This is a genomic window from Wolbachia endosymbiont (group A) of Melitta haemorrhoidalis (assembly GCF_964273365.1).
Taxonomy (GTDB): Bacteria; Pseudomonadota; Alphaproteobacteria; order Rickettsiales; family Anaplasmataceae; genus Wolbachia; species Wolbachia pipientis.
In genome coordinates, this window is record NZ_OZ187004.1 from 252,829 (window position 1) to 271,696 (window position 18,868).

Consider the following 18,868-nt stretch of genomic DNA (forward strand, 5'->3'; position numbering starts at 1 on the left):
TAACTGAAATTGGCTAATGAATATGTGCGTCCACACAGACTTAAAGCACATATTCATTAGCTTAAGCAGAAATTGCTGTGGTAGCTGTTTGATATAAAATTCTATTTCTATGACAAACGGGTTTTTATTGCCCATATAATTTGCAAAATTACACAAATAAAAAAATTTTTAAAAAACATAGTTGATACCAACTAATTTTTTCAACAGCTTCATCGAAAGTATTAACTGAAAGATTCGTTAATAGCATCCATTCTAGCGGTTTTTTTTAAGGGAAGGGGAGTTTTCTCAACAACATAAACTGCATAAAGTGGTAATTTAGGTAGTTCTTCCGTCTTATGCCTAATATTATTCTTAGATGGATTCATCATAAACTTTCCAAATCTAACTTCCAAACGTGCTGTTCTTTTTGGCTTATTATCTTTTACAGGAACTTCAACTTCTACCGTACCTGCACAATGAGAGGATTTAATAAATGCCCATAACTTCTGCTCACCTTTTTCAGGATATCGAGATTTTCTATTTACTGCTCTATCTCTGCATGCTCTAACTAGCACTGCCGAATTAAGATTATGTGCAAGCTCAAAAAAGTCATATATATCTGCTTCTCTATCGCATACAGTTATAGTCTCAGTTTGAGTTGGATCAATAATATTATTTGTTTTTCTTAAAGTTTCCAACCACTTTACGCTTTCTTTATCTTCAATGCGATCGCTCTTTTTTTTAAGGTTCTCAGTTTCTTCAGGTCTTGAATAAACTTTTTGATCTAGTATCCCTAGTACCAAACCTTCTATACTAACGGCAAGAGCTGTATGCATTATAATACCTTTTGCAGTATCATAACTGGACAAATTTGCTAATCCGCTTGTTTTTTTATGGTTATTATATACAATGTAACTGGTATCTTGAATGACAAGAACCCTCTTGTGAGCTTTTGTTCTCTCAACCGTCTTATTAATATGTGTAGCTAAAATATCACTTTCTTTTACATTCTCATTTTGAAAAAAACGTTATGCTGTTTTTGCTTCTGACCAACTTTCACATGCTTGATTAATCTAACTTTCAGGTAATTTTGTCAAACATATCAGCAATCTTTACTAATCGCTCAGTTAACCTTTTATCTCCAAATTCATTTTTAGCCCATTCACTACTTTTACTTGCCATTTTACACCCTCAATATTTGCAAACTTTAATATTGTAATATTTTACTTTTTAGTCCATTTATATTTGTGGGTAATAGTAAGGAATGACACCGTCTTGGATGGAAACCAGTGTCAGCTACTTTCATGACACCATCACAAGGTGAAACTGGATCCCAGTGGGCTTTGTTGCATCGCTCAAGTGAAAAGAACTGGCAGTTACTGACAAAATTCATTATAAATAGCCATTTAACTGTTGAAGAAAAAATATGCCACAAAAAATGAGAGTCAGTAACTGCCATGAATATAACAAATTTCTCCAAGAAAGAGGAAGCATTTTTTGTTATATCAATGACGCCATAGAAAATTGGTACGAGAATTGTCCAAAAATGCAGGGCGGCAACTATATTTATAGTGATAAAGTTGTGATTTTGGTGCATATAATCGTCAGTTTCTTTAGAATTGGTTTAAGACAAACAGTCGGGTTTATAAAAGGGTATTTGCAACAAATAGGAAGAGATTTGGCAGTTATCAGCTATTCACAAGCATCAAGAAGGTTTAAGAAACTTAATATTAAGATAAATGATTGCAGAATTGATAAAAATAATATGGAAGATATCGAAATTGCTATAGACAGTACAGGAATTAGTATATACAACAACACTCCTGGTCACAGCAAGGAAAATAGCACTGACAGAAAATATCGTGGCTATGAGCAAACGAGAAAATTGCACGTAATGTTGAATATAAACAACAAAAAAGCCATAGCTGTAAAATACAGTAACGGTGTCTACTCTGATCACTATGGAGCTTGTGATTTGCTAAAAGAAGTTGATTTTCAGCATGCCATAAAAGCACTATATGCAGATAGAGCATGTGATAGGCACAAGTTTTATAAGTTGTGTAACGAATATGATATAAAGACAAAAATTCCACCAATAAACAATGCGGCAGAACATCCAGAAATAGATTATATGTCTGACAGGAATGCTGCTATTAGGTTAATAAAATTATACGGTGAAGATGGCATGAAAGAATGGAAAAAAGAAGTAAATTATGGGAAAAGATCTTATATTGAAGGGTTTTTCTCAAGATTAAAGCAAATATTCGGATTTAGTTTTAGGAATAAATCTGAGATAAATCGAGAAAAAGAACTAAATGCTATTTGCTTAATAAATTCACTGATATTGGTATGGCTAAATTTGAGATAGTTACATGAATTTACCATAAATCACCATCTCATAAAGTGTGATGCAACAAAGCCATCCCAGTGTCAGCTACTTGGATGACAAGAAAGGGAGCACTGGAATGACAGGAGAAGGGGGGCTACTACCGTCATAAAGGAACCAGTGTCAGTTACTCGGATGATACCTTTTTCTACTTAATTTGGGTTATGCAAGAAGTCTATTCGCGGTATAGATTCCGCTAACACGTAGCGGGATGACGGTTGTCGGTAAATCTAAGTCAGTTTAGCTATATGCTTTTAATTCCCCCAAAAGGAGAATTAAATATGTGAAGTTCTAGTTGATATGACTTAATGAATGGTTAGTTTAAATTACTAATTTATTTAAGAGATTTTGATAATATTTAACCCACTCGCTTTTCTATTTTCCATATCACGATGTGCTTGAATTATTTCATCAAATTTATATTTTTTATTGATCCGTACAGTTAAAAGTTTTTTTCTTATCATCTCGAAGATTTCCATTGTGGTAAGCACTAATGTGAATCTATCATGCTTATAATGGTATATTGAGGTTCCAGTTGCAAATAACGAACGTGAACTAAGTAAAGAAAAACTAATAGGAGCGTTACCTGATATCTGCCCATAGGAAACGTATATGCCGAACCTGCCTAAAGATTCAAAAGAAAGCTTGCTTGTAGCGTAACCTATAGGGTCATACACTGCACCTACTCCTCTGTTTTGCGTAATCTCCATAACTTTAGAAACGAAGTCTTTATCATTGTAGTTTATTGCGTATGTGCAGCCACTTTGTAAAGCTATCTTCATTTTTTCATCAGAGCTTACAGAACCTATCACTACACCTTTTTTATCCTTTGCCCATTGGCATATTATTTGTCCTAAACCACCATTAGCCCCATGAACTAGCACGAAAGCACCAGGCCTAACTTTATAAGATTGATTAACTAAATAGTGAGCTGTCATACCTTTAAACAGCACTGCAGCAGCAACTTCATCAGATATGTCATCTGGAATTTTTATCAGATATTTCTGGTGTATAATGCGCTTTTCACAATATGCCCCTGGAGGAGCTGTGCAATATCCAACTCTGTCTCCAACCTTCAATCCATCACTGATTTTTTTACCAAGCTTTTCAATAACTCCCACTGCTTCTACCCCAAGCACTGATGGTAAATTTTTAATTTTGCGCGTACCTTTTCTGTGCTCTAAATCATAACGATTTAAGCCGATAGTTGTGTGACGTACTAAAACTTCCTCGCCTTTTGGCTCACCTATACTCTTATCTACAAATTCTAATACTTCTGGTCCCCCAGTTTTTTTAATTTGTATAGCTCTAACCATGATGAATATTAAGATAAAAACTTTGATTATGTTATCTAACAATTAATATTTTGCAAAGTTATTGTTTTCACAATCAATAGACTTCTTGCGTTACCTCCTGTCATTCCAGTGTCAGCTACTTGGATGACACCCTATTGATTACTGAAATGACACGGTTTGCAAACATTCTGTTACTTAAGCTTAAAGAACGTGTATGATAGTGTTATTTCGCCCAAATCTTTTGTATTACTATCAAGCATTATCTCAGGATCTATATAGAAAGATACGGGCATAGCTGCTTTTTGTTTTGGTAGCAACATTTGCTCTTCAAAACAAAAGCATGCAACTTTATTGAAATACTTACCTGCTTTGAAAGGCGTAACATTATACACCGCCATACCAAATGAAGGCTGATCAGATAGATTTTTTGCGTAATAAAACGCTAAACTTTGTTCTCCTATGTTTACGTCAACGTAGTTAGTTTCTGATTTAAACTCCCAAGGTAGATCGGACATTATATCAGCATTGAAATGGACCCTGATCTTTTGGTTAGTTATATTTGTTGTTGTGTTAGTTACTTTTCTTATTGTGCCACCATACCCAGTAGCTTTACAGAAAATGCTATATAGAGGTACCGATGCATATGCAAGACATATCATCGACACAACTAAAGATACTAAAAAGAAAACTATAGAATTCTTACTGCCTTTCCTTAAAAAGGAAAACATCTAATCCCTATTGTTGAACAAGTTAAGTAACCTGAGTAGATTGAGAAATATATTAATAAAGTCAAAATAAAGATTAGTTGCACCGAGTATTGCCAATTTAGTAGTAGCAACTTCTGATCCGTCATTATGTTTATAATAAACGTCCTTGATTCTTTGAGCATCATACGCAGTCATTAAGGTAAAGACTATTACTGATATGAACGATATTGCAAAGTGGAGAGGACTACTTCCAAGAAATAAATTTACTATAGACGCAATGATTAACCCCCAAACTCCCATAATCAAGAAAGAGCCCATACTTGTAAGATCTCTTTTTGTAGTATTGCCATATAAAGCCATAGAGCCAAACATGATTGATGTAATGAAAAACGCCCTTGCTATATTTTCTGCAGTATAAACTATAAAAACATAAGATAAGGAAAGCCCCATTAACACTGAGAACGAGAAAAATATAGTAACGGCAGACTGAGCACTTAGGTGTTGAATTCTATAAGACATGTAGAACACCAATGCAACCGGAGATAACATTACCACAAGCGATAGAACGGGATTAGAATAAATTACTTGAAAAAGACCAGAAAATACTGTTAAAAATGCAACAAGCCCTGTGACGCCCAAAGCTAAAGCCATGTAATTATATACTTTAGTTAGGTAACTTCTAAGCCCAGCACTATAATAAACGCCTTGAGAGCGAATATCCTGTTCATTTCTCATATAAGACATAATATAACTCCTTTTATCCATTACTTAACACATTATAATATAAAACCATATTTTTATCAAGTGTTTTTATTATAAACAGCTATGCGCTGGCATTTGTTTTAATATAAATAGAATATAGGCCTATTGCTGCTGCGTTTGAAACATTTAAACTGTTAATTGCATTTGACATTGGGATTTTTAAAAGATAATCACAATTTTCTTTAACTAACCTCCGCATTCCTTTCTCTTCAGAACCAAAAATAATTACTCTTTTTTTCTCAAAACTCTTTATTTCATCTATATTTTCTTTAGCATTGCAATCAAACCCGTAACACCAGTAGCCGACCTTTTTTAAATACTGCATAGTTTTTACTATATTTGTAACGTATATTAGCGGAACAATATCTAAAGCCCCACTTGCTGCTTTTGCAATAGATGCATTTTCACTCGGTGAATGGTTATGTGGTAAAACCAATGCGTCGACATTAAAACAAGCTGAAGTTCTTAAAATTGATCCAATATTGTGCGTGTCAGTGACTTGATCTAAAATGACTATAGTAGAACTGTCGTTTGAGCTTTCAGCTACTTCTTCGATGCTTAAGTTATAAAGAATAGGGGCAACATTTAAAGCAATTCCTTGATGGTTAGCACCTTTGGGTAAAACGTCATTAAGTATTTTGTTTTCTACTAATCGAACTTTAATGCCCTTACTATTTGCATATTGCTTAATTTCTTTTTCGTGTTCTCTATAGAAATTTTCTGTTACTAACAGTTCTATACACCGCCTATTTTTATTCTTCAGTGCTGACATGCAGGTGTGCTTTCCATACAGCCAAAAATTCTCATTAGTTTTTGACGATTTCATCGTATTATTGAAAATCGGGTTTTTATAGAATAAGCAACATTTTACTATGTTTAGATATTGTTGTAAAATTATACAATTCGATTAATGCGTTTATGTCGGACGATGAGTTGGATTGGCAAAAAAATGTTAAGCCAATAGAATGTAGAAAAGTTACTTTGAAAGTTGATCATAAAGTAAATATAAAGTCTATGGTTGATAAAGGTACCTCCGACTTACAAGGGAATTTTCTTAATACCAATAATGGTAACTCATCATTTTGTCTTGACTACAACACAAAATCAAAGATTGATAGGGGTAAATATTTTATAAGCGATAAGCTCGATTTGCATGGCTATAATATAGAGGATGCTTACTGTAAATTGATAGATTTTATTATCAAAAATTATCGAGCAGGAAATAGATGTTTATTGGTAATTACGGGATACGGCAGTGCAACAAATAAAACAGACACTATAAAGAATAACTTAAATAAGTGGTTAAATGATACTAAAATCCAGTATATGGTTCTATACTACCAACAAGCTACGAAAAAACATGGTGGTAAAGGGGCTTTTTATGTTTTATTAAGAAGGAATAAAAACCTTGAGTCCTGATACTTAAAATTCCTTTTAAGCCTTAATTTTTCTTGTATAACCATACAGTGTTCGGCAGCGCGTGACGCACAACTGTGCGAACATTGTGATTTGGGTCTACCAGGAAGGATGTCTCCCAGTACCTCTTTTCCCGTCATCCCGCTACGTGTTAGCGGGATCTCATTTCACTTTATGAGGGTGTCATCCGAGTAGCCCCTTTCTCGTCATCCCGCTACGTGTTAGCGGGATCTCATTTCACTTTATGAGGGTGTCATCCGAATAGCTTGACTACTTGGATCCAGATTGGATACTGAGTTGGTGAGTATAAAAGTATAGCTTCTACGTCATACCGCCGCGGTATCTCAGCCGCTAACAAGTAGCGGGGTGACGAGTTACTATACCGCTGCGAACCGTCATACCGCGATTTATTCCATAGCTGTACGAACATTCATTTTTGAAGGTAAACTGCACAGCAAATGGTGTCATTCCAGTGCTTGACACTGGAATCCAGCCGGCTTTGTTGCATCGCTAGCTATGATGGATTAAAGATAAAAAAGGTGGAGAATATCAGTAGCTTATTATTCTGGTATTTATAACAAGAACGGTCAGTGAATACCTAAATTTGAGTAAAAGAAATTTCACTACCACTCACTAATCCGGCTAAAATTCAAGAATTTCAATGCTTTAGCTATTTTCAATAGAATTAAATTTATTAATATAAATAACAAGTTACTATTCTTAAATTTGATCAGATTGATTGCAAAAAAAACAAGATTTTCAATAAGTTGCTTATAATCCTAATTATAGTTAGCCTTTCATAAGTAGCGATGCAACAAAGCCATTCCAGCGTCACGCGCTGCCATGTGATATACAATTTCCTTCGAATTACAACGTACGTGCGCTCTATATGCACTTGATTGACAAATGCTCTCTTATCAAAATCTCAAGAATCTGCACTATATTTAATGCTGCGCCTTTGCGCAGGTTGTCAGCCACTATCCACATATTTAATCCGTGCTCAACAGTATTGTCTCTTCTAATACGCGATACATATACAGCATTCTCCTGTACAACATCAATTTGAGTTATGTATTCACTATCTTCACGCCTGTTGTACACTAAAACTCCACTATCTTCGGCTTCACTTAGCACTTCACGAGCTTGTTCTTCAGTGATATGTTGATCAAATTCCACATTTACTGCCATAGCGTGACCGATAAAGACGGGTACCCTTACACAAGTTGCAGTAACTTTTATATCTTCCTCTAAAATTTTTTTTGTCTCCTCTTGCATTTTCCATTCCTCTTCTGTAGAGCCATTTTCCATGAATTCTCCTACATGGGGAATGCAATTGAATGCTATTTGCTTAGAGAATATCTTGGGTTTTTTAGCTTCGTTCATAAAGATTTTTTTTGTCTGGTCATAGAGCTCATCCATTGCTGCTTTGCCTGCACCAGAAGTTGATTGATAAGTTGAAGCAACGATTCTCTTTATTTTTGCTTTTTGGTGTAATAGATGTAGTACTAGCAGCATCTGTATTGTAGTACAGTTTGGATTGGATATTATGTTGTGGTTTTTATATTCCATAATTTTTTCTTTATTAATCTCTGGAATAATGAGTGGCACACCCTCTTTCATTCTAAAATGGGAACTGTTATCTATCACGATGCATCCAGCCTGTGTTGCAATTGGTACATACTCTTCAGAAACATGAGATCCAGCACAGAAAATGGCTACATTAGTTCCAACGAAGTCATAATCCTCAAGGCATAAAACTGTTAACTCTTTGTCACCAAAGCTCACCTTCTTCCCTTCTGATTTTTTCGATGCAAGTGCAATAACGCAATCTATCGCCTCATCTTGAAATTCAGCAAGCGTGCTTAATACCTCACGCCCTACTCTTCCGGTTGCTCCAATAACAGCAATTTTGTATCTCATATAGATGAACCTCTAATTTTAAAGTTCTATTATATTTTTACTGACAAAATTTACAATTGTTTTAATATTTTTACCTTGCAATTAATTGTAATTTAGCTATTATTATGCAATATTAGTAATATTACATAATGAAATGAAAGATGAGTAAGGAATACGATGAAACTAAGGTTAAACCTGCAATGTCTACACCTCAAGGGCCTGAAGGAACCAATGGATCAAAGGCCCAAAGTGTTCTTTCGAATAAAAGAAAGCCTACAATAAATTTTGATGATAAAAAGTATGGTGTAAAAACCTCTAAAATAGACCAACAGTCTCTAAACAAAAGACAAGAATCTTCAAAGCTAAGAGATCTCTTAAGGTCAATACCAATAATAAGGAGATTTTTAGCAAGGATTTTCACACCTGAAAAAATAGAAATCATCAGTAACCCTATATATGACAACATGGAAGCATATAAAAAATCGCAGGAAGATTACCCTAGTAAGATAAAAGATGAAACTAGTATAGATGATGAACACACAAAAGAAGTAGATAGTAAACTTGAGAAGGGTAATGTTGAACAAGTGGACAACAAGAAAAGTCGTAGTTCATAAATATCAATCATTTAAAAATTATCTCTAGTTATAACATTGTATCTGTTCAGATGCATGGCTCATGTACAAATATTGAAACAAAAATTCCAGTGCTCCTTTCTCGTCATCCCAGTGCGTGACACTTGTATCTTTATGATGTGAGGCATTAGAGCTAAAATACCTCACAGGGAGGGTGAAGCTGATGCGACACTAATGCCATTAAGCCAGATTTTGCTTCCCTCCCATAGAGTTAAAGACTGAACAGTATCTTTTGGAATTATATCCCGTATTACAAGGTTAGTCTAAACTCTCAGTTTATTTATAGTCTTGGAGGCAATTTTATGCAAGTAAATGCTATTTTGGGTGTGGATATTTCAAAAAAGAAATTTGATGTTTGTTTGTTAGTGGACAGTAAAAAACGACACAAAGTCTTTCAAAATAATCAAGATGGTTTTGCAAAACTTGTAGTTTGGTGCAATGGCCATGGAGCAAATCTTACTCATTTATGTCTTGAAGCAACTAGTTGGTATGGAGAAGATTTGGCTACTTTTATGCACGATTTAGGACATAATGTCAGTATAGTAAACCCAGAAAGCTTTTGGCAAAAGTGAGCTGCTCAGAAATAAGACAGATAAATCAGATGCAGCTATGATAGCTAGATTTTGTATCGCCAACAAACCTGCTCTTTGGAAGCCCATTGCACCTGAAATGAGGCATTTGAGGGAGCTTTACCGTTGCATGCAATCGCTAAAAGATGATAAGGTGCAACAGACAAATCGCTTGGAAAACAAAAATATGCATTCCAGTTGCAAAGAAGCTATATCTAAAGTAATTTTGGCAATAGAGGAGCAAATTATTGTTCTCGAAAAAGAAATTAATGAGCATATAAATAACTATCCACATCTAAAAAATATGGTGGAAAACCTTAAGACTATAAAAGGTATAGGATATCTTACTGCTGTTGCTGTTGTCGCAGAAATGCCATCAGTTGATAACTTTGACAATGCTAAACAATTTACAGCTTTTGCTGGTCTAAATCCAGGACATTATCAATCGGGATCGTCAGTAAGTAAGAGAAGTTGCATATGCAAAATAGGATCTGAGCGTATTCGAAAAGCTCTTTATATGCCAGCTATAGTAGTCAAAAACCATAATAATCATTTTCAAAAGTTTTGTCAGCGTCTAGCAAGTAAAGGCAAATGTCCAAAAGTCATAGTTCTTGCGTTAATGCGAAAATTAATGCATGTCTTTTTTGGTATTCTTAAAAATAATCAACCATTTAATTGTAATTTTGTTGGATAATTTGTTTGACAGCAGAGACAGTATCTGGGATCCAGATTGGGCACTAAGTTGGTAAACACGAAAGCGATTAATCCTTTACAACGTTTTTGATGGAACTGCGCGAAAGAACTGGATGCCAGTGTCACGCACTGGCATGACACCCATTTCTTCCTATAGTTGTCTTTTCTCGTCTACCTTATTTTGCCACTCTGCTGAACAGATACATAACATTTGCTATACAGAAACTCTGCGATACCAAAATAAATAAAGAGGTACGCCACTTGCAGTGAATAAGCTTGCGATCAGCAAGGTATTCACAGAAGTTTCAAATATTACCCAGCAGCAAAAGGTTGTTGCTATACTGCCAATCAAAAATTTGTAACAACTCTTTTCTTGCACAATAACTTTGAGAAAAGCAAGACTGCATGCAAGGTAAACAAATAAAAATGAAACTACAGAAAAGTCGATAATTGATGTGATCTGCTTAGCAAAATTGTTGCTTGAAGTGAGGATTAGTAAAGTTGCAGTTCCAACTGAGCTAGTTGTTATGCCCCAGAAAGGAGAACCGTGCTTGTTTCTTTGAGCAAAAAACTGTGGCATCAGTTTATCTTTTGCAAGGCCAAGGGCCACTTGTCCACTAGCTAGTACCCAAGCGTTTAAAGTACCAACACAAAAAATGAACGCAGTTATAGAAATAATCAAGTGCCAATTGCCAGAGGCCATAATTTTTATTGCGTCAACATATGGTGCTCTTGAACTTGCTAAATCATTGCCATTTATTAATCCCATAATTGCAAGATTGTTGATAAAATACACAACAGCAACAGAGATTGTTCCAAGTACCACAGCTCTTGGTATTGTTCTAGCTGGATTATCAACTGACCCTGCAGGTGCTGTTGCCAATTCAACTCCAATAAAACCCCATAGAGTAATAAGTGTAGAACGGGCAAGAATCTGCGATGTTGTAAGATTTGATATTTCTTCACTTATGATGAAGTTATTTCTATCAAAAAAAAACAATGCTGCTATAGGTATTACAAGCAATACAGAAATTTTTATCACCGTCAATAAAAACTCAACACGTCCAGCAGTAGCTACTCCTCTAAAATTTATTAGTGTAATAATTGTAAGTAATAACATCTCTAAAAACAGATGTACGTTTTGAATATCTTCATGGAAAAATGGTGTAAGATAACCAACACCCACAACTATTACGGCTGTTGTGCTAACCCATGAGATCACCCAATACGTCCAACCAACAAAAAAAGCTGCAGCAGGGCCAAAAGCATGCTTTACATAGACGTGAGGGCCACCCGTTTCCGGAAATTTTGCGCAGAGTGAGGCAAAAACTAAAGCAAGAGATATAGCACCAAGCCCTGATATTATCCAGCTTATAAGGCTATACATGCCATATGGAGCAAGGCTAATTGGAAGCATAAAAATTCCAGAGCCAATTTGGCTGCTAATCACTAAGGCAAAAATAGCCCAAAAACCTATTTTATTTGACACAATAATTCTTATCTAAATAGATTAACAATATACCCTAAACTCAGAAATTTCAATTGATCTTTTAACATAAAAACTTGCATTTTTTTCAATTTATTCCTAAAATAGATTATATTAACAGATTATTAAGAGGGGGTTATGAATCCGAGATTAAAAGCATTTTTGGTTGTTTGTAGTATTATTGCATTTTTGATTGCACTTTTGTTTCTCGTGTATTATTTAAATCTTCTTGTTAACTATATCCTTGACCCGATTCTAGTTCGTCCCTTTGAAAGATTATACAAAAACTTAATTGTTGATGGTCTTTATGCCTATTTATCTACAAGCACTTCTAGCCCTGCACTAGCATTTTTGGCTACAGGTTTTATTGTTATTGCTGCGTTTATTTGCCTGAATAAAATGCTTCTTCCCTTGCAAGAGAAGATCATAAACAACTATACCTCCTTTAAAAACAACAATATTGATAGCAATAGCATGTTGTTTGAGGTTTATAAAGATCCAACAATAAAATTAAAGGACAAAATCTTATTCTTCAGTATACACTTGATATATTACCTACAGCTTCCATTTTTGTATATTGCATCAAAGGTATCAGCTCTACGTGGGTTTCTTATATTTAATTTTGGTTTATTATTGTTAAATTATGCACTGCTAATTCCAGTAGCACTTCTTGAGTTAATAAAATATCCATCAGTAAAACTCTTTTCACCTTTGGGTTTGAATGTAAAGCAGCTAAGCTTTTTGTTTAATGTAAGTGATGTGGGTACTAGTAGTCAGAGCGTTCATACTAGAAGTTTTCAGCAAAGCGTTATTGAATGTGCCAAAAAATTAAAGGAAGAACATGGTACGCCGTTAAATGAGTTGGATGAAGAGTTTAAAAGTTATATAAGCGGTTTAACAAGTCAGCAAAAACGAATGATAGAACCTTATCTAAGATTGGATGGTTATGAAACTGGGGAGTGGGTAAATTGGGCAGATTCACAAACCGGATTGACATTGACACAGGCTATAAATTTAGTTTTAATTGCGGCAAGAAAGCAAAATGCAGATATAGAATTATTGAAGTCTATATTACTGGTTCGCTTTGAGGAAAGTAATCGCCAATGTGGTCCTGGAATGCTCAACCGTATCATTTATGCATTAAGTGGTCTTAAAGCGGAAAATAATTTTGCAGCTCAACTAGAGCCTCAGCCAATAGGAAAGTTGGCTAGTGATGCTACTAAAAGATTTCTTGAGAAATATGTGGATAAGCACTACCATAAAATAAAAGTTTTGAAAGAAAATTTTGATAATTTGTATTCACCAAGTTCTGGGGTGGATTTGAGCAGCGTGAGTGATGAAGTAAAGGATGGCATTTCCTATACAAGAGATGCTATAAAAGAATTTGTGTTTAAGGAATTATATGTAAAGTTTTATAACGACTATGGAGAACATATTCGGAGAGGGCAAATAAAACAAAGGCTAAGAGAATTAATAACAGATGAAGTCATAGATGCAGCAATATCTTATAAGATAGACGAGATAGAAATTCCTGCAGAACCACTTACTTATCTTGAAAGAGTAAAAACATTTTTTGGAGGTCATGCAAGGTCTTCTGCTGCTTAGTGGTTTAGTTCGTGCTATATAGCTAAACTGACTTAGATTTACTGACAATTTTAAAACAACAAATTCGTCATTCCGCTACTAGTTAGCGGAATCTATACCGCGAATGAATCCATAGCTGTACGAACATTGTGATTTGAGAGCAATTTCCACAAGGGAGGGTGTCATTCCAGTGCTTGGCACTGGAATCCAGCCTTTATTATGCAGCCACTTGGTTGAAATTAAGTCTTCTGGATCCCAGTGTCTAGGCACTGGGATGACACCATTTGCTGTGCAATTTACCTTCAAAAATGAATGTTCGTACAGCTATGGAATGAATCGTGGTATGACGCGTTAGCTATAGCTTTGTCTTCCCTTTTCTGAATGGCTTGCAAGCTGCTATCTCTACAAAAACTATATTTTTCTTCAGAAGAGAGTTATATTGTAACTATGGACAAAATAATCATAAAAAAATTTGGTGGGACTTCGCTAACTGATTTAAACCGAGTTGCAAATTTGATAAAAAACGATATTGAGAAAGGTTGTAATGTAATCGTTGTTGTATCTGCTGTTGCAGGATTTACTGACCAAATGGTTTTTCAGGCTAGGCAAATCTCAAATTTAAGTTATAGACAAGAGTTATCAGAGTATGACGTTATGCTTTCAGCAGGAGAACAAATCTCTTGCGGTCTATTAGCTATCACTCTCCAATCGATCGGAGTTAATGCTAAATCGTGGCTTGCCTGGCAGTTACCAATTGTAACTGATGATTTTTATTCTGAGTCTAAAATAAAAACAATAAAGATTGAACGTGTGAAAAGATCTTTTGCTGAGGGTTATACTGCTGCGATCATTGCTGGTTTTCAGGGTATAAATGATGATAGAATCACTACTTTTGGAAGAGGAGGCTCTGATATATCAGCAGTTGCCTTCGCGGTAGCCTTTGGTGTTAGAACTTGCGAAATTTTTACTGATATTGATGGAATATATACAGCAGACCCGAGAATTGTTCCAAAGGCACGCAAGCTCAAATTTATCTCTTACGATGAAATGTTGGAAATGTCGTCATCTGGTGCTAAAATACTGCATAATCGTTCAGTACAACTTGCAATGAAACATAACATTAAAGTGCAAGTGCTATCCACTTTTAAGGAAGTAGAAGGCACCACAGTGCTACACAAAAGGGATGTACTAGAGAGATACTTAATTACTGGAATAACTTATAGCACTAATGAAGCTCTTGTAACTTTCACTAACCTTGCAAATAACTTGCGTACTTTAAGAGATATAGCAGGAGCAAACGTTAAAATTGATATGATACATGGGTCAAGTTTTGTTATCTCCAAATTTGATATTGATTTAATGGAAAAGTTACTGAATAAGAATGAAAATTATGCTATAAACGATAATGTAGCTAAAATTTCAATAATTGGTATTGGTGTTATGTCTAACACTGAAGTGATGCACCGCACACTCAAGGTTTTAAGCGAAAAAAAGATAGAAATACTTGCTATCACAACATCTGAAATCAAAATCAGTATAATTGTTCAAAAAGAATGCGCTGTAGCTTTAGTCAAAGATTTACATACTGAGTATGAGCTTGATATGCAGCACTAGGATAGGCTTGACGTCCAGTTGTCTAAGAGTATGTCTTAAAAAGGAATGAGGAAAAAAATATGATAGTGTAAGTAAAAAATAGGAGGGAAAATTGTATCCAAGTGATATAAGTGATAAGGAATGGGAAATTTTGGAGCCACATGTTGCACAAGGAAAGATAGGGAGGCCAAGAAAGCACAATATCAGAACAATTATTAATGCAATAAGGTGTAAAAGACAAGATTTGATCTGACAGACAAGAATTAACTGACAGAAGAATTGAGGTAGTCAAAACTAATATCAGGCTCTTGTGTAATGCTACTAATATTTTTCTGAAAAGCAATATATTTGCTATCAAGAAAAGTTTGCATAGGCGTTTTGCCATAGCAATATTTACCCGAGTGAGGTCTTGTCTCATTATAAGAACGCAACCAATGATCAACATCAATCTGTAGATCTTCCAAAGAACTGTAGATTTTCTTTCTAAAGATGATATTGTAACACTCATCTTGCATGGTTCTATGAAACCTTTCACATATGCCATTAGTCTGTGGAGAGTTGGCTTTAGTTCTAGAATGATCGATGTTTTCTATGCCCAAATAAAGCTGATAAGCGTGATTTTCGGGCTTGCCACAATACTCCGTACCCCTATCAGTTAAAATGCGTAATAATGGAATTTTCTGCTCATCAAAAAATGGAATAACTCTATCGTTGAGAAGATCTGCAGCTGTAATAGCTGTTCTGTCCGTGTAAAGTTTAACCATTGCAACTCTGGAATAAGTATCAACAAAAGTTTGCTGATAAATGCGCCCTATACCTTTGATATTGCCCACATAATAGGTATCTTGAGAACCCAAATAACCTGGATGTTGCGTCTCAATTTCACCATGAGCTTCCCTTTGTTCTTTCACTTTTTCTAAAGCTGCAAGTTGTTCTTCAGTTAAAATGATTCCGTCTTGAGCTACTTTTGTCTCTAGTGCTTTAAGTCTCTTTTTGAGAGTTTCAAGGTCATTTCTTAGCCATACAGACCTTACTCCTCCCTGAGAAATTATTATACCTCTTTTTCTCAGTTCATTTGCAGCTCTTTCTTGCCCATATGCTGGAAATTCTGTTGCTATACTAATCACTGCTCTTTCTATATCGTCGGAAACTCTGTTTGCTAATAGCGGTTTTTTCTTACTTATTTCATGTAATGCTTCCTCTCCTCCATTTTCATATAACTCCTTAAAGCGATAAAATGTATCTCTTGAGTATCCCATCACTTTGCATGCTTGAGACACATTTCCTAGTTGTTTTGCTAGTTCTAATAATCCTAGCTTTGGTTTTAATATTTTTGTCTGTATTGTACTCATATCTAACACTCCTTTATTTTTATTATTTTTAACTTACTTTTTTAAAGTGTCAGGTCAAGTCTTATTTAATACACATACTGTATGTTGAAAGGTGGATGAAATCCCCTATTCAGCAAGCAGATGGCAGTAAGGTAGTTAGGGAAAAAAGGAGTTCCGCAAGGAGGTTCAATAAGCCCAATCATTTCAAACATATTTATGCACCATGCATTTGATATATGGATGAAACAAAATCACCCAACAGTACCATTTGAAAGATATGTGGATGATGCGATAGTGCACTGCAGAACTAAAAGACAGGCAGAATTTATGCGAGCAGCAATTGAAGAAAGATTGGCATAATGTAAGCTAAAATTGCAACCTGATACCAATGCCATTCCAAAACTCCATCATTATACTGCCTTAGTATAACCTTCTCACTTCTATTGTCTATTTGTTTGTTATGTAATAGAAATTGGTATGAGATTGAAGAATTAAGTGTGAACGGTTACAGAATTTTTGCCAGGAGAAACATATAGTTAAAGTAATTCAGATTTGTAAGATATGTTTATCTGCAATTATAGCTTCAACAGTAGGCAATGTTGCTTTTAATTACCTCAACATTTTCTCTTGGCAATTCTTTAATGAACCGAGAAGTGCGCATCGGTTGCCACTGGTTGTTAATTTCCCTCCTATCTGCACATGAAATGATTAACCTTTCTTTGGCTCTGGTTATGCCAACATATGCGAGTCTCCTTTCTTCTTCTAAAGCTTTACCACTTTTGTCATCAAAAGATCTTTGATGAGGAAATAATCCCTCTTCCCAACCAGGTAGAAACACGCACGGGAATTCAAGTCCTTTGGCTGCATGAAGAGTCATAACATATACGGTGTCATCGTTATTCATATTATCCACTTCCATCACCAGACTTATATGCTCCAAGAAAGTTGTGGCATTATCGAAATTTTTTAAAGATGAGATGAGCTCTTTAACATTTTCTATTCGTGCTAAGCCTGTTACCTCCTCATTTTCAAGCATTTCAATATATCCTGATTGGTTTGCTACGATTTTAACGAATTCATGCAGTGGTTTTACGCTTACTATTTCTTCCCAAGCTTTAATTTTATTTAAAAAATCGTTGAGTGAGAGTTTAATTCTTTCGGTTACCTGATTACTATTAACTAATATTTTTGCTGCCTCAAAAAAAGAAATTTTGTTATCCTGAGCAGTCGTGTATATTTTCTTTAGAGTTGTAGCTCCTATGCTTCTTTTTGGCCGATTTACTATCCTTTCGAAAGCTAAGTCATCGTTATTGTTTGTAACAAGTCTTAAATATGCAATTATATCCCTGACTTCCTGACGTTCGTAGAATTTTACGCCACTTATAATCTTGTAGGGAATTGAATATTTTATAAAATACTCTTCGAGAACTCTAGTTTGAAAAGTGGCCCTTACCAGCACTGCAATGTCACTAAATCTGTATTTATTGAGTTTCAATATCTGTTCGCTTATGAACCTTGCTTCAGCTTTCCCATCCCATAATTTTATTAGATTTACCTTTTCCCCTTCAATGTTTGTTGTCCACAATTTTTTTTCTAAGCGAGTCTTATTGTGATTGATAACATATGACGCAGTTGCAAGTATGTGGGATGTTGACCTGTAGTTACACTCTAGTTTAACGGTTTTTGCATTTTTAAAATCATCAGAAAACTTCAAAATATTTTCAACTTCTGCACCACGCCAACTATATATCGACTGGTCATCATCTCCTACACAGCAAATATTTGAGTGCTCTTTTGCAAGGTATTTTAGCCAAAGATATTGTATCGCATTTGTATCTTGATATTCATCTACCATAACATATTTAAACTTGTTTTGGTAGTAGGACAGAACTTCGGTCTTTTGATTAAAGAGCTGTATGTTATATAGCAATAAGTCACCAAAATCGACAGAATTAAGGAATTTCAACCTTTCCTGATACTGGTGATAGACTTTGAGTGCAGTTACATATACTGGCCTAAATGATTGAATATCTTCCACTTCAGATGGCAATAAGCACTTCTCTTTCCATTGCTGAATAATATTCATAATGGTCTTACATTTTTCTGATAGGTAATCAGGATTTATTTCATTGATAATATTTTTTATTACCTGTAATTGGTCATCCACACCAATGATTGTAAAATTGGGGTTTAAGCCCACAATTTCTGCGTGCAGGCGCAAGATTTTTGCTGCAATTGCATGGAAAGTGCCAAGCCATGGTATGTTTGTGCCCGTTAGCTCAAGTACCCTTGATACCATCTCATTTGCTGCTTTATTTGTAAATGTAACTGCTAATATCTCATCAGAATAAGCGTGACCGTTTCTAATTATGTGTGCTATTCTTGAAGTAATCGTTCTTGTTTTTCCCGTCCCGGCTCCTGCCAGTATCAAAACTGGTCCATCTATGTTAGTTACAGCTGATTGTTGTTCTGGATTTAGCAGTGAGAGATAATCGTTCATCGTAGCCCTATAGATTATAACTTCGTAAAGTTAAAC

General features: G+C 35.0%; 19 protein-coding genes and 2 pseudogenes. 11 read left to right on the forward strand and 10 right to left on the reverse strand.

Annotated features, from left to right (window positions below; translation table 11 throughout):
• Positions 1 to 178: 178 nt before the first annotated feature.
• A pseudogene (locus ACICPZ_RS01265) lies at positions 179 to 1,161 on the reverse strand (IS4 family transposase); the annotation flags it as partial.
• A gap of 107 nt (positions 1,162 to 1,268) precedes the next feature.
• On the opposite strand from ACICPZ_RS01265, the gene ACICPZ_RS01270 reads away from it, so the two are divergent.
• Entirely contained in the window at positions 1,269 to 1,421 is a 153-nt protein-coding gene (locus ACICPZ_RS01270; RefSeq protein ID WP_155975182.1) for a hypothetical protein, read from the forward strand.
• Positions 1,406 to 2,347, forward strand: coding sequence for an IS5 family transposase (locus ACICPZ_RS01275; RefSeq protein WP_264373782.1), 942 nt, complete (start codon positions 1,406 to 1,408; stop codon positions 2,345 to 2,347). The genes ACICPZ_RS01270 and ACICPZ_RS01275 overlap by 16 nt, the downstream gene beginning before the upstream one ends.
• A 356-nt stretch (positions 2,348 to 2,703) precedes the next feature.
• Here ACICPZ_RS01275 and ACICPZ_RS01280 read toward each other — a convergent pair whose 3' ends face one another.
• From ACICPZ_RS01280 to rlmB, 4 genes are all read right to left on the reverse strand, one after another.
• Positions 2,704 to 3,681: a quinone oxidoreductase family protein gene (locus ACICPZ_RS01280; RefSeq protein WP_038199239.1), complete on the reverse strand. Its 978-nt coding sequence runs from the start codon at positions 3,679 to 3,681 to the stop codon at positions 2,704 to 2,706.
• Between the two features lie 170 nt (positions 3,682 to 3,851).
• A complete protein-coding gene (locus tag ACICPZ_RS01285; protein ID WP_010082343.1) occupies positions 3,852 to 4,388 on the reverse strand; it encodes a cytochrome c oxidase assembly protein in 537 nt (178 codons plus the stop codon).
• Positions 4,389 to 5,111, reverse strand: a complete 723-nt coding sequence (locus ACICPZ_RS01290; RefSeq protein WP_010962942.1) for a Bax inhibitor-1/YccA family protein — start codon at positions 5,109 to 5,111, stop codon at positions 4,389 to 4,391.
• A 79-nt stretch (positions 5,112 to 5,190) separates the two neighbouring features.
• The gene (gene rlmB / locus ACICPZ_RS01295; RefSeq protein WP_038199241.1) at positions 5,191 to 5,955 is read right to left on the reverse strand and encodes a 23S rRNA (guanosine(2251)-2'-O)-methyltransferase RlmB; all 765 of its coding nucleotides are present in this window, start codon (positions 5,953 to 5,955) and stop codon (positions 5,191 to 5,193) included.
• 92 nt (positions 5,956 to 6,047) lie between these two features.
• Between rlmB and ACICPZ_RS01300 the strand changes: the two genes are divergently transcribed.
• Positions 6,048 to 6,548: a Smr/MutS family protein gene (locus ACICPZ_RS01300; RefSeq protein ID WP_264329445.1), complete on the forward strand. Its 501-nt coding sequence runs from the start codon at positions 6,048 to 6,050 to the stop codon at positions 6,546 to 6,548.
• Between the two features lie 348 nt (positions 6,549 to 6,896).
• Here ACICPZ_RS01300 and ACICPZ_RS01305 read toward each other — a convergent pair whose 3' ends face one another.
• Together ACICPZ_RS01305 and ACICPZ_RS01310 are read right to left on the reverse strand one after the other, a co-directional pair.
• Positions 6,897 to 7,028: a hypothetical protein gene (locus ACICPZ_RS01305; RefSeq protein ID WP_255356250.1), complete on the reverse strand. Its 132-nt coding sequence runs from the start codon at positions 7,026 to 7,028 to the stop codon at positions 6,897 to 6,899.
• Positions 7,029 to 7,430: 402 nt separating this feature from the next.
• A complete protein-coding gene (locus ACICPZ_RS01310) occupies positions 7,431 to 8,465 on the reverse strand; it encodes an aspartate-semialdehyde dehydrogenase (RefSeq protein WP_010962945.1) in 1,035 nt (344 codons plus the stop codon).
• A gap of 140 nt (positions 8,466 to 8,605) precedes the next feature.
• Between ACICPZ_RS01310 and ACICPZ_RS01315 the strand changes: the two genes are divergently transcribed.
• The 3 genes and pseudogenes from ACICPZ_RS01315 to ACICPZ_RS01325 all read left to right on the forward strand — a co-directional run bounded on the left by ACICPZ_RS01315 (position 8,606) and on the right by ACICPZ_RS01325 (position 10,339).
• Positions 8,606 to 9,058 carry a hypothetical protein gene (locus ACICPZ_RS01315; RefSeq protein WP_015589289.1) on the forward strand — a complete coding sequence of 151 codons (453 nt, stop codon included), beginning with the start codon at positions 8,606 to 8,608 and terminating at the stop codon, positions 9,056 to 9,058.
• Between the two features lie 320 nt (positions 9,059 to 9,378).
• A pseudogene (locus ACICPZ_RS01320) lies at positions 9,379 to 9,763 on the forward strand (IS110 family transposase); the annotation flags it as partial.
• Positions 9,764 to 9,775: 12 nt separating this feature from the next.
• On the forward strand, positions 9,776 to 10,339 hold the full coding sequence (locus tag ACICPZ_RS01325) for an IS110 family transposase (RefSeq protein ID WP_010082346.1): 564 nt from the start codon (positions 9,776 to 9,778) through the stop codon (positions 10,337 to 10,339).
• 213 nt (positions 10,340 to 10,552) lie between these two features.
• Here ACICPZ_RS01325 and ACICPZ_RS01330 read toward each other — a convergent pair whose 3' ends face one another.
• A complete protein-coding gene (locus ACICPZ_RS01330; RefSeq protein ID WP_010082345.1) occupies positions 10,553 to 11,827 on the reverse strand; it encodes an APC family permease in 1,275 nt (424 codons plus the stop codon).
• 135 nt (positions 11,828 to 11,962) lie between these two features.
• Between ACICPZ_RS01330 and ACICPZ_RS01335 the strand changes: the two genes are divergently transcribed.
• The 4 genes from ACICPZ_RS01335 to ACICPZ_RS01350 all read left to right on the forward strand — a co-directional run bounded on the left by ACICPZ_RS01335 (position 11,963) and on the right by ACICPZ_RS01350 (position 15,254).
• On the forward strand, positions 11,963 to 13,429 hold the full coding sequence (locus tag ACICPZ_RS01335) for a hypothetical protein (protein WP_208571710.1): 1,467 nt from the start codon (positions 11,963 to 11,965) through the stop codon (positions 13,427 to 13,429).
• A gap of 133 nt (positions 13,430 to 13,562) precedes the next feature.
• Positions 13,563 to 13,763 carry a hypothetical protein gene (locus ACICPZ_RS06520; RefSeq protein WP_010962949.1) on the forward strand — a complete coding sequence of 67 codons (201 nt, stop codon included), beginning with the start codon at positions 13,563 to 13,565 and terminating at the stop codon, positions 13,761 to 13,763.
• Positions 13,764 to 13,855: 92 nt separating this feature from the next.
• Positions 13,856 to 15,022, forward strand: a complete 1,167-nt coding sequence (locus tag ACICPZ_RS01345) for an aspartate kinase (RefSeq protein ID WP_010962950.1) — start codon at positions 13,856 to 13,858, stop codon at positions 15,020 to 15,022.
• Positions 15,023 to 15,113: 91 nt separating this feature from the next.
• Positions 15,114 to 15,254 (forward strand): hypothetical protein, encoded by a 141-nt coding sequence (locus tag ACICPZ_RS01350; RefSeq protein ID WP_395462132.1) that lies wholly within the window; start codon positions 15,114 to 15,116, stop codon positions 15,252 to 15,254.
• Between the two features lie 10 nt (positions 15,255 to 15,264).
• On the opposite strand, the gene ACICPZ_RS01355 is transcribed toward ACICPZ_RS01350, so the two are convergent.
• Positions 15,265 to 16,353 (reverse strand): IS481-like element ISWpi2 family transposase, encoded by a 1,089-nt coding sequence (locus ACICPZ_RS01355; RefSeq protein WP_264373697.1) that lies wholly within the window; start codon positions 16,351 to 16,353, stop codon positions 15,265 to 15,267.
• 195 nt (positions 16,354 to 16,548) lie between these two features.
• On the opposite strand from ACICPZ_RS01355, the gene ACICPZ_RS01360 reads away from it, so the two are divergent.
• A complete protein-coding gene (locus ACICPZ_RS01360; protein ID WP_022626389.1) occupies positions 16,549 to 16,692 on the forward strand; it encodes a Putative reverse transcriptase in 144 nt (47 codons plus the stop codon).
• Between the two features lie 223 nt (positions 16,693 to 16,915).
• On the opposite strand, the gene ACICPZ_RS01365 is transcribed toward ACICPZ_RS01360, so the two are convergent.
• The gene (locus ACICPZ_RS01365) at positions 16,916 to 18,832 is read right to left on the reverse strand and encodes an ATP-dependent helicase (protein ID WP_264338041.1); all 1,917 of its coding nucleotides are present in this window, start codon (positions 18,830 to 18,832) and stop codon (positions 16,916 to 16,918) included.
• Between the last annotated feature and the right edge of the window lie 36 nt (positions 18,833 to 18,868).

What these genes read in the sequence shown, in the direction of transcription:
- ACICPZ_RS01275 (WP_264373782.1), top strand. Translation starts at nt 1,406, where the DNA reads ATGCCACAAAAAATGAGAGTCAGTAACTGCCATGAATATAACAAATTT.
- ACICPZ_RS01280 (WP_038199239.1), bottom strand. Translation starts at nt 3,681, where the DNA reads ATGGTTAGAGCTATACAAATTAAAAAAACTGGGGGACCAGAAGTATTA.
- ACICPZ_RS01285 (WP_010082343.1), bottom strand. Translation starts at nt 4,388, where the DNA reads ATGTTTTCCTTTTTAAGGAAAGGCAGTAAGAATTCTATAGTTTTCTTT.
- ACICPZ_RS01290 (WP_010962942.1), bottom strand. Translation starts at nt 5,111, where the DNA reads ATGTCTTATATGAGAAATGAACAGGATATTCGCTCTCAAGGCGTTTAT.
- rlmB (WP_038199241.1), bottom strand. Translation starts at nt 5,955, where the DNA reads ATGAAATCGTCAAAAACTAATGAGAATTTTTGGCTGTATGGAAAGCAC.
- ACICPZ_RS01300 (WP_264329445.1), top strand. Translation starts at nt 6,048, where the DNA reads ATGTCGGACGATGAGTTGGATTGGCAAAAAAATGTTAAGCCAATAGAA.
- ACICPZ_RS01310 (WP_010962945.1), bottom strand. Translation starts at nt 8,465, where the DNA reads ATGAGATACAAAATTGCTGTTATTGGAGCAACCGGAAGAGTAGGGCGT.
- ACICPZ_RS01315 (WP_015589289.1), top strand. Translation starts at nt 8,606, where the DNA reads ATGAGTAAGGAATACGATGAAACTAAGGTTAAACCTGCAATGTCTACA.
- ACICPZ_RS01325 (WP_010082346.1), top strand. Translation starts at nt 9,776, where the DNA reads ATGCAATCGCTAAAAGATGATAAGGTGCAACAGACAAATCGCTTGGAA.
- ACICPZ_RS01335 (WP_208571710.1), top strand. Translation starts at nt 11,963, where the DNA reads ATGAATCCGAGATTAAAAGCATTTTTGGTTGTTTGTAGTATTATTGCA.
- ACICPZ_RS01345 (WP_010962950.1), top strand. Translation starts at nt 13,856, where the DNA reads ATGGACAAAATAATCATAAAAAAATTTGGTGGGACTTCGCTAACTGAT.
- ACICPZ_RS01355 (WP_264373697.1), bottom strand. Translation starts at nt 16,353, where the DNA reads ATGAGTACAATACAGACAAAAATATTAAAACCAAAGCTAGGATTATTA.
- ACICPZ_RS01360 (WP_022626389.1), top strand. Translation starts at nt 16,549, where the DNA reads ATGCACCATGCATTTGATATATGGATGAAACAAAATCACCCAACAGTA.
- ACICPZ_RS01365 (WP_264338041.1), bottom strand. Translation starts at nt 18,832, where the DNA reads ATGAACGATTATCTCTCACTGCTAAATCCAGAACAACAATCAGCTGTA.